This window comes from Peptidiphaga gingivicola (assembly GCF_001652275.1).
GTDB classification, from domain to species: domain Bacteria; phylum Actinomycetota; class Actinomycetes; order Actinomycetales; family Actinomycetaceae; genus Peptidiphaga; species Peptidiphaga gingivicola.
In genome coordinates this window covers 1,536,284-1,550,576 of record NZ_LVZK01000001.1, presented here as the reverse complement: position 1 = coordinate 1,550,576, position 14,293 = coordinate 1,536,284, and the positions used below count along the sequence as shown (strand labels likewise).

At 65.7% G+C, this 14,293-nt stretch carries 12 protein-coding genes and 1 tRNA gene; 4 read left to right on the top strand and 9 right to left on the bottom strand.

The features are described 5' to 3' along the window. Positions 1–122 precede the first annotated feature (122 nt). From A4H34_RS06400 to A4H34_RS06380, 5 genes are all read right to left on the bottom strand, one after another. The gene (locus tag A4H34_RS06400) at positions 123–1,628 is read right to left on the bottom strand and encodes an MFS transporter (RefSeq protein ID WP_231870976.1); all 1,506 of its coding nucleotides are present in this window, start codon (positions 1,626–1,628) and stop codon (positions 123–125) included. Positions 1,629–1,988: 360 nt separating this feature from the next. Continuing rightward, positions 1,989–3,116: a serine/threonine protein kinase gene (locus A4H34_RS06395; RefSeq protein ID WP_009198947.1), complete on the bottom strand. Its 1,128-nt coding sequence runs from the start codon at positions 3,114–3,116 to the stop codon at positions 1,989–1,991. Between the two features lie 286 nt (positions 3,117–3,402). Next, positions 3,403–4,626: an arginine deiminase gene (locus A4H34_RS06390; protein WP_009198949.1), complete on the bottom strand. Its 1,224-nt coding sequence runs from the start codon at positions 4,624–4,626 to the stop codon at positions 3,403–3,405. 334 nt (positions 4,627–4,960) lie between these two features. After that, positions 4,961–5,620 carry a response regulator transcription factor gene (locus tag A4H34_RS06385; RefSeq protein ID WP_009198950.1) on the bottom strand — a complete coding sequence of 220 codons (660 nt, stop codon included), beginning with the start codon at positions 5,618–5,620 and terminating at the stop codon, positions 4,961–4,963. A gap of 174 nt (positions 5,621–5,794) precedes the next feature. Then, positions 5,795–6,874, bottom strand: coding sequence for a sensor histidine kinase (locus tag A4H34_RS06380; RefSeq protein ID WP_064231422.1), 1,080 nt, complete (start codon positions 6,872–6,874; stop codon positions 5,795–5,797). Positions 6,875–7,037: 163 nt separating this feature from the next. On the opposite strand from A4H34_RS06380, the gene A4H34_RS06375 reads away from it, so the two are divergent. Together A4H34_RS06375 and A4H34_RS06370 are read left to right on the top strand one after the other, a co-directional pair. Beyond that, on the top strand, positions 7,038–7,751 hold the full coding sequence (locus A4H34_RS06375; protein WP_456238412.1) for an ABC transporter ATP-binding protein: 714 nt from the start codon (positions 7,038–7,040) through the stop codon (positions 7,749–7,751). Positions 7,752–7,798: 47 nt separating this feature from the next. Next, positions 7,799–9,115, top strand: a complete 1,317-nt coding sequence (locus A4H34_RS06370; RefSeq protein WP_064231421.1) for an FtsX-like permease family protein — start codon at positions 7,799–7,801, stop codon at positions 9,113–9,115. A 198-nt stretch (positions 9,116–9,313) separates the two neighbouring features. On the opposite strand, the gene A4H34_RS06365 is transcribed toward A4H34_RS06370, so the two are convergent. After that, positions 9,314–10,069 (bottom strand): fumarylacetoacetate hydrolase family protein, encoded by a 756-nt coding sequence (locus A4H34_RS06365; protein ID WP_009198956.1) that lies wholly within the window; start codon positions 10,067–10,069, stop codon positions 9,314–9,316. Positions 10,070–10,197: 128 nt separating this feature from the next. Between A4H34_RS06365 and A4H34_RS06360 the strand changes: the two genes are divergently transcribed. Further along, entirely contained in the window at positions 10,198–12,000 is a 1,803-nt protein-coding gene (locus A4H34_RS06360) for an AMP-dependent synthetase/ligase (RefSeq protein ID WP_231870975.1), read from the top strand. A gap of 105 nt (positions 12,001–12,105) precedes the next feature. Next, positions 12,106–12,963, top strand: a complete 858-nt coding sequence (gene aroE / locus A4H34_RS06355; protein ID WP_064231419.1) for a shikimate dehydrogenase — start codon at positions 12,106–12,108, stop codon at positions 12,961–12,963. Positions 12,964–13,102: 139 nt separating this feature from the next. Here the strand turns inward: aroE and A4H34_RS06350 are convergent, their stop codons facing one another. From A4H34_RS06350 to A4H34_RS06340, 3 genes are all read right to left on the bottom strand, one after another. Then, positions 13,103–13,480, bottom strand: coding sequence for a DUF5655 domain-containing protein (locus A4H34_RS06350; protein WP_231870974.1), 378 nt, complete (start codon positions 13,478–13,480; stop codon positions 13,103–13,105). An 18-nt stretch (positions 13,481–13,498) separates the two neighbouring features. Continuing rightward, a tRNA-Leu gene (locus tag A4H34_RS06345) sits at positions 13,499–13,580 on the bottom strand. Between the two features lie 199 nt (positions 13,581–13,779). Continuing rightward, entirely contained in the window at positions 13,780–14,253 is a 474-nt protein-coding gene (locus A4H34_RS06340; protein ID WP_064231418.1) for a peroxiredoxin, read from the bottom strand. Positions 14,254–14,293 lie beyond the last annotated feature (40 nt).

The window sequence follows — 14,293 nt, the reverse complement described above, 5'->3', positions numbered from 1 at the left end:
TGTGGCGGACGAGCGCTCTCAGCTGTCGCGAGAAGGCCCGCCATGGCCCAAACGCCACCAATCGCGCCCGACTCGGGAATGCGATGACCAGCGCCTGAACTCATGGTCCGCACGCCTCCGATCTAAGCGTCGTTTTCCTCGGCCAAGCTGGCCGACTCGCGGGCGATGCTTCGCGAGGCGCACATCGCGCCAAGCGCAAGCACGGAGATGCACGTCAGATAGAAAGCGGGGGCGATCGCCGTGCCGGTGACCTTGATGAGCCACGTCGCGACGAGCGGCGCCGTTCCCCCCACCAGGGCGTTGGCCGAGTTGAAAGAGAGGGCGAAACCCGAATACCTGACTTCGGTCGGGAAGCTTTCGGCCAGAAACGTCGCGAGGGTTCCGTCGTTGGCCGTGAGGATCAGGGCGAACACGGCCTCGGCGGCCACGATCATGACGACGTTGCCCTGCTCCATCACCCAGAACAGCGGGATCGAGAGCACGATGAAGGCCAGGCACGCTCCGACGAGCATGCGACGCCGTCCGAACATATCCGAAATTTTCCCCATGAAGAAGATCGCGACGATGTAAACCGCGAGCGTCCCTGCCGAAATGGCCTCCGCGTGGGTCGCTTCGATCCCCAGCTGCTTCTCGAAATAGGTGGGCATGTACGTCAGAAGAAGGTAGAACGCCACGGCGTTGAGGCAGGCGACGCCAAAAGTGATCGCCACCCTCTTGCGGTGCGAGCGCAGCAGCGTCTTCAAGGGGACGCGATGCTTGCTTTTCTTCTCTGCCTTCTGGGACATCTCGTTGAAGACCGGCGAATCCTCAAGGTGGATTCGAATGTAGCGCCCGATCAGCCCCAATGGCCCGGCGAGCAGGAACGGTATCCGCCATCCCCACGAGTGCATGTCCGCCTCGTCCAGAAAGCCCTGCAACGGCATGACAATGACGTTGCCGAAGAGAAGGCCGGCGGCGGTGGAAGCGGGGACGAGCGAGGTGTACAGGCCGCGATGCTTGGGCGGAGCGTATTCGGCGAGGAACGTCCCAGCCCCTGCGTATTCGCCCGACGCCGAGAATCCCTGGATCATCCGCAAAAGAAACAGCGCCAGGGGCGCAAAGATTCCAATGGCGGAGTATCCGGGAAGCACGCCGATGAGGAACGTCGATCCAGACATGATGAGGATCGACCAGGAAAGGGCCCACCGACGCCCGTAGCGGTCGCCCCATGCGCCCCAGACCACCGCGCCTATCGGGCGCAGAACGAACGAGAGGGCGAATATCGCGAAAGCTGACAGGAGCTGGGCGGTTTCGTCGCTTTTCGGGAAGAACACGCTCCCTATGACGGCAGCCAGATATCCGTAGGAGGCGTAGTCGAACCATTCGATGAAGTTGCCGATGAAGCTCGCACCGGCCGCTTTCCTCAAAACCCTATGTTGCTCGTCACTCTGGTCGCCCGAATCCGAACTCTGGTCGCCCGAATCCGACGTGCGCAGGGAAACGGCGACGGCGTCTCCGGCGTCGTCTCCCGGCTCCGACTCGCTCGGCCCGCCGGGCCGCTTCGCCTCTCCGCGCGGCGGGGCCAGCCGCTGCGCTTTCCGCTGTCGTGACTCGTTCCCTCCGAGGGAATGCGGCATTGAACCGCTCATATCAGCCGCCACGCGCCCACCGCTCCTTCATAAATCGAGGATTCATTCCGATTAACGAATCCATATACGTCACTCAGCCTACACCCCTGTGCAAGAGATCGTCGAATATCCGCCATTATCGAACGAGGTGAAGAACCTTGAGGCGGCGATACGGAAACAGTTTTCGAATTTTTATTCACTCGGCATCGCGTGTCTGCGCTTCAGATCGCGCGTCTGCGTTTCAGCGCGGCTGGCCCAAAGCCAATCGGCGCACACGCGGCAGGCCGCAGCACGCCGGAATCGACGGTCGGCCGCGCGCTAGAAGCGCAAAGGCGGCCCCCGCGCAGAAACGCGGAGGCCGCCTTCGTCACGAGCGCACGGTCACACAAGCGTCGGGTCTTCCACCTGGTTGGGGAAGTAGTCTTCCTTGCCGCCTTCGCGGTAGACGTCGGCGGTGGCGCAGTGCAAGCCGCCGCCGAACGGGTAGGCGTCGCGGAACGGAACCGGAATGACGTTCATTCCCAGCTTGTCCATCTGCTCCATCTGATGGACCTCGGACGCCTCGCAGATCACCGTCTTGTGATCGAGGACGAGGCAGTTCATCGACAGCCACACGGAGGAGTAGCACAGCGGAGGCGGGGTCTCGTGGGCCGGCTGCGCGGCATCGACGATCTGCCAGTCGTTGGCCTCGAAGATCTTGCGCTGTTCCTCGGGCAGGCGGCGCTGCGGGTTGTTGATGATGAGGCCGGGCCGCAGCGGCACGAAGGTCGCGTCGATGTGGATCGGGTAGGGATCGCCGGGGAAGTTCACAGCGTGCACCCGCAGATCCGGGTAGTAGCGCTTGAACCATTCCATCGCCTTGCGATTCGTGGTCAGGCCGTGCTGGATGAACAGGTCTCTGCCCAAGCGCATGACGTCGGCCGCGTCCCACATCGGCTCGACCTCCGTCGTGACGAAGTCCTTGGCGGCCGTGCGCTCCAGGCGCTCCTCAATCGTGATCCGCTCGTCGTAATAGTTGTGCTTGTACGACTTGTCCGTCAGCCGCGGCCGCGGAGCCTGAGTCCACTTGAATTCGGGGTCCTCCTCGAAGTATTGGCCCATGAGGTCCCAGTAGGCGAGGTACTCGAAGTACCGGCACCGGAAGGAGTTGGCCGAGGCCATGATCTCGTTGCCGACGGTGAGCAGAATGTCGCGGGGAGGCATCTGCGTGAAACCGGAGTCGGTGCGGAAGTCGGGCGTGACGATCGCCTGATTCCACTGCAGCGGCGTCGGCCTGTCGACGACGACGCCGTTGTCCTGAAGGACCTTGGCGAGGTAGTCAAGCTGGGCGTTGGCCTTTTCGACGGTTTCGGTGGGACGCGGCCCCCACATTCCGCGCATTTCGGAGTCGATCGGCACTTTCTCCGAGGTCGCCGGCTCCTCGGGCGGAATGACCGAATTGTCCGCGCGCCCCAGAATGACCCTCTTGAGGGGGTCGAAGTCGTTCCATGAGTTGACGATTTTCGCCATTTTCAGACGCTCCTATGTGAGAACGGTGATGCGTTCGTGCGATGCTTGCGTATCTAGGAAACGCCTATTTCCTCCCAGTTTCAACTCCTTTCGGCGATTCTCTCGAAGACGGGCGGAAAGCGACTCGCATCTGCCTGCGGCTAACGTCGTTTTCCCTTGCAAACGCCTGGTCGCCGGTGCGCGCCGACGGTTTTCGGAACGCGCTTTCAATCCTCGATGCGCGCCGTCAGTTGCCCGAATGCGCCGCCGGTTCCCGGGACAGGGGAATCCCCGCCCCGGTAGACGGTCAGTTCTCGGCGCGGACCGTCGGGCAGCTCATGCAACGAGGGCCTCCGCGCCCGCGCCCCAGTTCATTCCCCGGAATCGGCAGAACCTCAATGCCCTGCTCGGAAAGATACTCGTTGGTAACGGTGTTCCTTTCGTAAACGACCACGGCGCCGGGGGCGACGGCCAGCAGATTCGCCCCGTCGTTCCACTGCTCCCGCTCGGCCGCGAGGGAATCCTGCGGCGTCGTCAAAACCCGCACCGAATCGAGGCCCAACGCCTCCGCGATGACGGCGTGCATCCTCTCCGGCGCATTTGCCTCCACGTGCAGGGGACTCTTCGCGTCCCCGGGACGGATCGTGTAGGAGCGCAGCATTCCCAGGCCCGCATACTTGACGAATGTGCCCTCGTCGGCCATCGTCATCACGGTGTCCAGATGCATCTGCGCCCGTGCCTTCGGCATTTCGACGGCGACGACCCGCTCTGCCTCGCCCGCCTCAAAGAGCTGAAGGGCGAGCCTTTCAACCCCCTGCGGGCTCGTCCTCTCGCTCAGCCCGACGAGGACCGAGCGGTTCCCCATGACGAGGACGTCCCCGCCCTCGACGGAGGCGAAGCCCGATCCCACGCCGTCGCCCAACACCGTGAAATCGGCGTCGGCGAAGCGCGGATGGTGGAGGTAGATCGCCTCCTCGTTCACGCTCTCGCGCACGCGCGCCGGGCGGCACATCGGATTGATCGAGACGCCGCCGTAGATCCACGAGGACGTGTCGCGCGTGAAAAGGTGGTTGGGAAGCGGGGCCAGAAGGCAGTCGTCGGCGCCGAGCGTGCGGAGCGTCAGAGACTCTTGCACATCGGCTCGGTCGAGCAGCTCGGCCTTTGTCACGCCCGCAATGAGGAGTTCGGCGAGCTCGGCGTCAGGCAGCGACTCGGCATAGTTTCGCACCGCCTCCTCGATTCCGGGGCCGCAGGCCTCCTCCGTAACGACGACGTCGAGCACGCGCTCGCGGGCCTCGCGGTCCGCGAGCGCTTCGGCGAGCAGGTCGGCTAGGTAGAGGACCTCGACGCCGCGCGAACGCAGCGTCTCGGCGAAGACGTCGTGCTCGTGCTGGGCCCGTTCGAGCCAAAGGACGTCGTCGAAGAGCAAATCGTCTTTGTTGGAGGGGGTGAGCCTCAACATCTCCTTGCCGGGGCGATGCAGGAGAACCTGCTTGAGCCGCCCGACCTCGGATCCCACGTATGGCTTCATCCGCTTCCTCCTGAATCGCTCGCCGCAACGAAGCACACCCCGTCGCTTTTAGGTCAAACGTACCAGCTTTGCCCCGACAGTCGGGGCGCATGCCGGGCAGACGGACAATCGCACGGTGCACTGGCGTACTTTTTTACGCGGCACGCTTCAGTTCTTCGGCTTGCGCACCTTTTCTCAGGCACGCGCTCTCTTCAGCGCACGCTCAACCCCATTTCGACGCACTCAGCCCCGCGCGGGCGCCAAACGGCTCCACTTCAACGCGCTCAGCCCCGCGCGGGCGCCACTCAGTTCCGGGTCGGCGAAGGCTCCTCAGTTCCGGGTCGGCGAAGGCTCCTCAGTTCCGCTTCTCCGTCAGGTAGGCCAGCACCGCCCGCACCCTCCGGTTCTCCTCTCCGGGGAGCATGCCGAGCTTGGAGAATACGTTTGCCACGTGTTTGGAGACCGCCGCCGTAGAGAGGAACATGCGCTCGCAGATCTGGTGGTTGGACAGCCCCTGGGCCATGAGTTCGAGGACCTCGCTTTCCCTGGCCGTCAACCCGTTGAGCCACGATGAGCGGCCCTTGACCAGGGAGCTGGCCACTTCCGGGTCCACGACGACGCCGCCGGCCTCTACGACCCTCAAAGACCGGATGAAATCGGCGACCCTGGCCACTCTGTCCTTGAGGAGGTAGCCCAGTCCCCCGACGCCGTCGATCGGCGCGCTCGGCTCGAACAGTTCGGCGGCGTAGGCGGGTGCGACATATTGGGAGAGCACCATGATCCCAATCTCAGGCTGGCTCTCCCGGATTTGCACGGCCGCCCTCAGACCGTCGTCGGACATTCCGGGCGGCATGCGCACATCCGTGACGACCACGTCCGGGGCGGTACGCGCGGCCGCTTCGACGAGCTCGTCCGCGCTGGCGGCCTCCGCGGCGATCTCGTGGCCCTGCCTCATCAAAAGGCCGACGATGCCTTCGCGGAACAGCGCCGAATCGTCGGCTACCACTAGCCTCATTCTCTCTCCTTTTCGCGGCGGGCCGGCGGGCCCTCGCCCCCGTGCGCCGCTGTTGTCGTGCCTTGCCGATTCTCTCGCACTTTGCCGGCTTTCGCGCGCCCCGGCGGCTTTCTCACGCCTCGCCCGCTTTCAAGCGCTTCGGCCGCCCTCGCGCTTCGGCCGCTCCGGCACGCCTCACCATTCTTTCCGAGTCTTCTCGCCCGGGCTTCGCCAGTCGGCTTTAGCCGCCCGTCTCGTCTCCGGCACGCTGCCGCTTGCGTCGTCGCCCATCTCGCCGACGCCTTCGCGGCCTTTTGCCGGAACCACACCGAATTCCCCTTGCCGCAAAAGGAGCGGGATCCGCCCCGTCAGCGTCGTCGGCCCCCCGGGAGGGCTGACGACTTCGAGAACGCCCCCGAATGCGGCGAGCCGTTCGCGCATGCCGGAAAGGCCGCGGTCGGGCTGCACGCTCGCCCCGCCGGGGCCGTCGTCGCTGACGGAGACGTGGAGGTCCTCGTCTGCGGCCAGCAGCACCGAGACGCGGGCCGCGGGCGCGTACTTTGCGACGTTCGTCAAGCCCTCGGAAACGAGGAAGTACGCGGCGGCGATGACGCCTTCGGGAATGGCGGGAAGCCGATTGGGAACGAAGACCTCGACTTTCAGGGGCGAGGAGGCCGCGAGGGACCGGACGGCAGCCTCCAGCCCGAGGTCCGAGAGCACCTTGGGGTGGATCCCGGCCACGGTGTTTCTCAGGGCGCGCAGAGCGCTTTCGGCGTCGTCCTGCGCCTTGCCCAAAAGCGCGCGGACCTCGGCCATTTTCTCGGGAACCACGGCCCCGCCCGCGGTCGCCGAATCCAAAAGCAAATCCGCTTCGCCGACGTCGATCGAGGCGGCGACGAGGTATTGCTGCGCGCCGTCGTGAAGGTCGCGCTCAATGCGGCGGCGCTCGATCTCGAACGCGGCCACGATTTCGCGGCGCGACTCGGTCAGCTCCGCAAGGTCTTCGGGGCTGACCCGCCCGTAGACCGTCTGGATTCTCTCGGCGGCGCGGCGGACGGCTCTGACCGCGGCCCGCACCGCGAGCGCCGCGACAAAGGCCGTCCCTCCGCCGCAGGCTCCGAGGACGGCATAGCTCAGCGAGCCGGAAGCGATCGCCGACACCAATTCGCCGAGCAAGGGAAAAACGAGGACCGTAGAAGTCAGCGTCACGGCCGCGGACGCCGCGACGGCCCGGGCGACCGCCCGGTGCACTCGCGCCGTCTGTTCCTTTCCCATGGGCGATACCCTACCTCGCGGCGGAGAAATGTCCTGCCTCGACGCCGCGTAAAGCTTCCGGCGCAGGCGGCCGAGCCCGGCCGCACCGCCGAAAAACAGTAGAGCTGGCTCTACCCCCTTTCGATACGCAGCACCATGGTCCGCCTGCCGCATTCGCTGTTCAATGGAAAACATGAACGCAAACGCAACGCAAACGGCCCTGACAGGGCGAAACCTGGTGAAGAACTTTGGCGCCGTCAAGGCGCTCGCGGGAGTCGACGTCACGATCCCCGCCGGACAGTCCGTGGCCGTCATGGGCCCGTCCGGCTCGGGCAAGTCGACTCTCCTGCACTGCCTTTCGGGGATACTCCCCGTGACATCCGGCGAGATAACCGTCGGCGGAACGTCGGTCACGAGTTTGAACGACGCAGGGCGCTCGCGCCTGCGGCTGAAGGCCTTCGGATTCGTCTTCCAGGACGGCCAGCTGGTCCCCGAGCTTCCCGCAAACGAGAACGTCGCCCTCCCCCTCATGCTCGCGGGAGCCTCGCGTCGGTCCGCCATCAGGGAGGCCAACTCGTGGCTGACCAAGGTCGGGCTGGAATCCGAGCGCAAGAGGAGGCCGGGCGAAATGTCCGGCGGGCAGGCTCAGCGCGTAGCCGTGGCGCGGGCGCTGGCCTCGTCGCCTTCGGTTGTCTTCGCCGACGAGCCGACAGGCGCGCTCGACCAGGCGACCGGGCACGAAATCATGCAGATTCTGACGACGACGGCGCGCATGGGCGGCGCCACCCTTGTGGTGGTCACCCACGATCCCAATGTCGCGGCCTGGTGCGACAGGCTCATCGAGATTCGCGACGGACGCATCCACGCCGACACGACCGCGAAGGGAGTCCGCTCATGAGCCCGACGACCCGACTCGCCCCCCGCCTTGCCGTGGCAAGGATAAAAATGCGATCCGGAGCGGCATGGCTGGACGTCCTGGCCGTGGTTTCCTTCGCCCTGTCGACCCTCATCGCCCTGACGGTGGCCGGCGGCATCTGGATGTTCAAGACGCTGAACGACGAAAGGCCCGCGAGAATCATTCGGGCGATCGGCGAGCACAACGCCGATGCAATGCTCACGTACTACCTTCTGTCGGTCGTGGCGGGCGCGCTGCTCGTCATCCCGATCTTCGCGCTCGGGTCCTCCGCCGCGAGGCTCGGCGCGCAGGCCCGCGCCCGCAGGCTCGCAACCTTGCGCCTGATCGGCGTGACCGGTTCGCAGACGGTCCGAATGGCCCTCGTCGAAACGGCCGCCCAATGGCTCATCGGCGCGGTTGCCGGCGTCGTCCTTTACTACGCCACGCTTCCTGCCTGGGGCAACGCCAGCTTCTTCAAGGTTTCCATCGACACTTCGCTCATGATGCTCCCGATAGCGGCCATGCTCGGGCTGCTCGCCGTTTTGCTGTTCATCGCCATGGCCTCGACCGTCGTCGGCCTGCAAAAGGTGCGCATCTCCCCCCTCGGCGTCACGCGCAGGGAAACGCCGAAAGCGCTGAAAATGTGGCGCTTGGTTCTCTTCGTCGTCGCCGGTCTTGCCTTTGTCTACTGGTCGAGCAGCCGTGAAGGCTCGAGGGTGGAAACCTCCGCGCTCGTGTCCGTGGGAATCTTCGTCGGGCTCTTCGTCGCGGCGTTCTCGCTGGTCGGGCCGTGGCTGCTTCAGGTCGCGGCGCGGCCGCTGACGAAAACCTCCTCGGTGCCGCGTCTGCTCGCCGTTCGACGCCTTTTGGACGATCCGCGCGCCGTGTGGCGGACGGTCGGCGGAGTCGCGCTCCTGTGCTTCGTCGCGGGCTTTGTGAGCGCTGCCCCAGACAGCACCAACCCCGGGTTCGAGTGGGCACTCCGCGACATCAAGTTCGGCGTGTGGATCACCCTCGCCTTTGGATTCGCCGTCGCGGCGCAGTCCTCGCTCACGAACCAGGCGAGCCTGGTCTTCGAGAGGGCGGATCAGACGATTGCCCTGTCGAAGGTCGGATTCCCCTTCCGCGTCTTCACGCTCAGCAGGCTTCACCAGGTTCTCGGCCCCTTGGCGGCCACCTCGGTGATCGGCGCCGGATTGGGCTGCTTCCTGGTCATCAGCTTCATGAACGAGACGCCGTCGAACGCTGCATTCATACAGCTCGCAGGAGTCTTGGGCGTGGGTTTTGCGCTGACGCTGCTGGCCCTGCTCGTGTGCACGCCCCTCGAGCGGCACGTCCTGACGTCCAGTCGCAGGCGCAACGACTGACGCCTGCCCTCGGCGGCTGCATAATCGACAGGAAGGCGTGTGGCGCGGCTCGTTTGCCGCGCCACACGCCTCATACGTCTTTTTCACTCGTGCCCTCGCCCGTCTTCAGCCTCGCCCGCAGCGCCGGGGCGACCTCGGCGCCCACGGCCTCGGCGACGGACGCAGCCTCGACGCAGCCTCAGCGCCAAACATGCGGCCTCATCGCCGGATGACGGGATTGCGGAGCCTTCCGATTCCCTCGCATTCGACCTCGACGGTCTGCCCCGACGCGATCTGCGGGTCGACGCCGCGCACGCCCGGCGAACCGGTCAGTACGATGTCCCCGGGCAGCAGGGTGAACATCTTCGAAGCGTGCGAGACGAGTTCGGGAACCGAGAAGGCGAGCTGCGACGTGCGGCCTTCGCGCGAGAGCTCGCCGTCGATCCGCGAGGCCAGCGCCAGATCGGACGGGTCGAGCTCGGTCTCGATGTACGGGCCGACGGGGCAGAACGTGTCCGTCCCCTTGGCGACGGCGAGGTTCGCGTGGACTCCGGTGACGTCGTCGGCGACGGTGTACCCGAGGATCGCCTCGTGGGCCCGCTCGGGAGGAACGTCTTTGGCAACGCGCCCGATGACCACGGCGAGTTCGACCTCGTGCACGACCTCAGGAAGGTGGGGCGGAAGCACGATCGGGTCGTCCGGCCCGACGACGGAGGTGTTGGGTTTGAGGAAGACGAGGAGGTCGTCCGTCGAGGCGGGGGGCTCGCCGTCGGGATAGGAGCCGCCGAAGCCGACTACCTTCGAGCGCGGGATCATCGGAGAGACCAGCCGGACGTCTTCTGACCTGAGCCGCTGGCCGGTGGGCTTGCCCTCGCCGAACAGCGGATCGTCGGCGAGGAGGATGAGCTCGTCGCCCTCTTCGTCGACGACGGCGTATCGCGGGCCCTGGTCGAGCCCGATTCGTGCAATCTTCATACGGGGATTTTAGCGTGAGATACGTCTCGCGCATGCGGCGGAGCCGACGCCGATGTGTAACGCAGTTTCAAAACGGCTAGCCTGGCCGTGTATTCTCCCAATGCCGCACCCCAACGTCAGGAGCGCCCGTGAAGAAACATCGTGACGGATCGTGGTCCGACAAGCCAGTTGCAGCGATCAAATCCCATATGACCGTGCCGTGGCTCCTCGCCCGACGCGCAGCGAAAACCCCCAACGGCGTCTGCATCGAACGCCGCACGGAGATCGGCGCCTCCTGGGTGAAGATCACCGCGGCCGAGTTCGAGTCGGACGTCATTCAGGCGGCCCGCGGGCTCATCGGGCTCGGCCTGAAACCGGGCGAGGCGGTCTCGATTTTCGGCGCGACCTCCTACGAGTGGAGCCTGCTGGACATGGCGGCCCTGTACGCGGGCCTCACAGTGGTTCCGATCTACGAGTCGAGCTCCGCCGAACAGATTCGCTGGATCGTCTCCGACGCCGACGTCCGCCTCGTCCTGACCGACTCGGCCGCACACGCCGCCGCAGTCGACTCTGTGAAGACGCCCGGCCTCATGCCGACGCTCGTCTACGACAGCGACGGTTTGCAACAGCTGTACGCGGCCGGCTCGAAGATCGAGGAGGCCCGCGTGCTGGAGAGGAAAAATGCGCTGACCGGCGAGGACACGGCGACGATCATCTACACCTCCGGCACCACGGGAAACCCGAAGGGCGTCGAGCTGACCCACGGCAACATCGCGGCGATCACGATGTCCACCCTCGCCGCCGAAGGGCCGATCATCGACCGCTGCGACAGCAGAATCCTCCTCTTCCTCCCCCTCGCCCACGTCATGGCAAGGGTCGTCTTCTACTTCGCCGTCGCCGGGCGCGGGCGGGTCGCGCACGTGCCCAACGTCAAGCACCTGTTGACCGACATCCAATCCTTTGAGCCCTCGGCTCTCCTGTGCGTGCCGCGGGTCCTGGAGAAGGTCTACAACGCGGCCGAGGCGAAGGTGCGCGGGCTGCGGCTCAAAATCTTCCGCTGGGCGGCGCACGTGGCCGTGCGCAACTCGCGCAAGAGGTTCCACGGGCCGCTGTTCCTCCTCCAGCGGGCTCTCGCGCGCACACTCGTGTGGAAGAAGATCACCGCCGCCCTGGGCTCGAACTGCCGGTACGCGATATCGGCGGGCGCCCCTTTGGGAAAATGGCTCGGCCACTTCTATCGCGGCATCGGCCTCTCGGTCATTGAGGCCTTCGGCCTGACCGAGACCTCCGGCCCGTCCACCGCCAACCGCCCCGGCGCCTTCAAGATGGGCACGGTGGGTCAGCCCCTTCCGGGAACCGCGGTGAAAATCGCCGACGACGGCGAAATCCTCCTCAAGGGCCCGCACATTTTCCGCGGATATCACAACAACCCCTCAGCCACATCCGAGGCGTTCGAGAAAGGCTGGTTCCGCACGGGCGACGTCGGCGCGATCGACAAGAACGGGTTCCTCTCCGTCACCGGAAGGAAGAAGGAACTCATCGTCACCGCGGGAGGCAAGAACGTCGCCCCGGCCGTCCTCGAGGACAAGCTGCGCGGGCACCCGCTCATCTCGCAGGTCGTGGCCGTCGGCGACAAACGCCCCTTCGTCGCCGCGCTCATCACCCTCGACGCCGACATGCTTCCCGGCTGGCTGCGCGGGCACGGCCTGCCGCACATGGACGCCGCCTCCGCGGCGCGCCATCCGGCCGTCCTCGAAGCGCTCCAGCGGGCAGTGGACCGGACGAACGAGCAGGTCTCGCGCGCCGAGTCAATCCGCAAATTCACGGTGGTCAACGGCGACTTCACGGAGGAGAACGGCCTGCTCACCCCGTCGATGAAGGTCAAGCGCGCCGACGTCCTCGAGCGCCACGCCGACGTCGTCGAAGGCCTCTACGCGGACCCTCCCAAATAGCGGCCGATCGGCGCGCAGGTATCCTTGAGGCGTCCCCGCAAGCGCATCGCTCCACGCGTTCCCGCGTGCACGGTCGCTTCGCGAAACCCCGTCGAAGGAGACCCGATGATATCCGGCCGCACGAAGGCTTTTGCCCTTTTCGGCTCGCCCGTGGAGCATTCGCTCTCCCCGGCCATGCACAATGCGTCCTTCGCCGAGCTCGGGCTCGACTGCGTCTACCTGTGCCACGACGTCGTCCCCTCGGCCATAGGCGCCGCCGTCGCGGGCGCGCGCGCCATGGGCTTCGCGGGCTTCAACGTGACGATGCCGTGCAAGGCCGCCGTGATCGAGCATCTCGACGAGCTCTCCCCCGCGGCCCGGCTCATGGGCGCGGTCAACACGGTCAAGCGCGAGGGCGATCGGCTCATCGGCCACAACACCGACGGAGCGGGCCTGCTGCGGTCGGTCGCCGAGCGAGACTTCGCCGTGGCGGGCGCGGACGTCGCGGTCATCGGCGCGGGCGGCGCGGGCTCGGCGGTTTACACTCAGGCCGCGCTCGACGGCGCGGGGAGGGTCTCCGTCTTCAAACGCGCCAACGCGTCCTTCGGGCCGACGTCGCAGAAGATCGCCGCGCTCTCCGAGCGCACGGGCGTGAGTCTGACGCTCACCGACGTCGCCGACGAGGCCGCCCTCGAGCGGGCCGTGCGGGAAGCGGACATCGTCGTGGACGCCACCCGGGTGGGCATGGCGCCCCTCGAAAGCCAATCAAACGTCAAGGAAGAATGGCTCCGCCCCGGCCAGGCCGTGGTGGACACCGTCTACCACCCGCGCGAGACGAAGCTGCTCGCCCTCGCCGCCCATGCCGGAGCCACCGCGATCGACGGGCTCGGAATGCTCTTGTGGCAGGCCGCCATCGCCGAGGAAATCTGGCTCGACGTCGCCATGCCGGTCGATCGCGTCCGCGAAGCCGTGTTCGGAGGCTGAATTCTCGGCGGCCAACTCATCGAGGAGCGATGCTCCCGAGGCGGCCAGGCGTCCGGCCAGGCTGGGGCAACGGCAGTTTCCCATGCCGAGGCGATGACGAGACGACACGAGGCGATGACGGCGGACGCCAAGTTTCCTGTCATCGGCAGGAAAATTCAAACCCCTTCCTTATCAGTTCCTGGAGCCACGAGCTATTCGCCGTCTCGAGGGACTTCACTACAACGTGATGGTTCCACCGGCGGGCGCCGACTTGGGAGACCCTGTGAATGCCGGGAAAGTCCTCCCTGTGATCCAAAGCGACATTGAGATAGAGCGTTCCGTCGCCGGTTTTCTCATATGCCCACATCCAGAGGAATTTTCGATTGACCGAGTAGCTGAGCTGAGAACGAAGCTCTTTTTTTACGCTGCCCAGGCCCATCACGTACGCATCGATCGCCTGAAAGTACGCGTCGGTCTTCGGCTTTTGCGAGAACTCTCCGATCATCTTGTTGCTTGGCACCGCAACCTCCTCGAACACGCCCTCGATGCCGCATCGTGCGCAAGGTGGGACTCGAACCCACACGCCCTAAGGCACCAGAACCTAAATCTGGCGCGTCTACCAATTCCGCCACTCGCGCGCTGCCATCACATTCTAACGGCTTGCGGAACCGCCGGCCATCGCCGTCCTCGGCGCACGCCGCCCGGCACATCGCCAGCGCCTTTTCCGACGGCGGCGCGACTGAGCGGCAAACGCGTCGCAAACAGCCGCCCTCTTCGGGCGCCGCGGCGCAAGCCGCCCATCCGTTGCGCCGTCGCCGACCATCCGCGGGAAAACGGCTAGTCGATCCCCAGTTCCTTGCGCAGCCGCGCCACATGCCCCTTGGCCTTGACGTTGCAATTGGCGAGGAGAATTTTGCCGTCCTTGCCCACGACGAACGTCGATCGGATGACCCCTCGCACGATCTTCCCGTAGTTCTTCTTCTCGCCGAAGGCGCCGTACGCCTCCATGACGTCGCGCTCGGGATCGCTGGCCAGCGGGAAGTTCAGGGCGTCGCGCCGGGCGAACTTCTCCAGGGAGCCCAGCGAATCCGGCGAAACTCCGACGACCGAGTATCCTGCGCCTTTCAGGGAGTTCAGGCTGTCGCGGAAGTCGCACGCCTCGGTTGTGCATCCGGGCGTCATCGCCTTGGGGTAGAAGTAGACGATCACGCCCTTTTCCGCCTTGCCCAGCGCCTCGGACAGCCGGATGTCGCCGTCGGTGCTCGGGAGGGTGAAATCGGGCGCAATGTCGCCGACGTCGAGTTTGACCATGCGACTATCTTGCCACTGCCGCCTCGTTTCGACCGCCCAT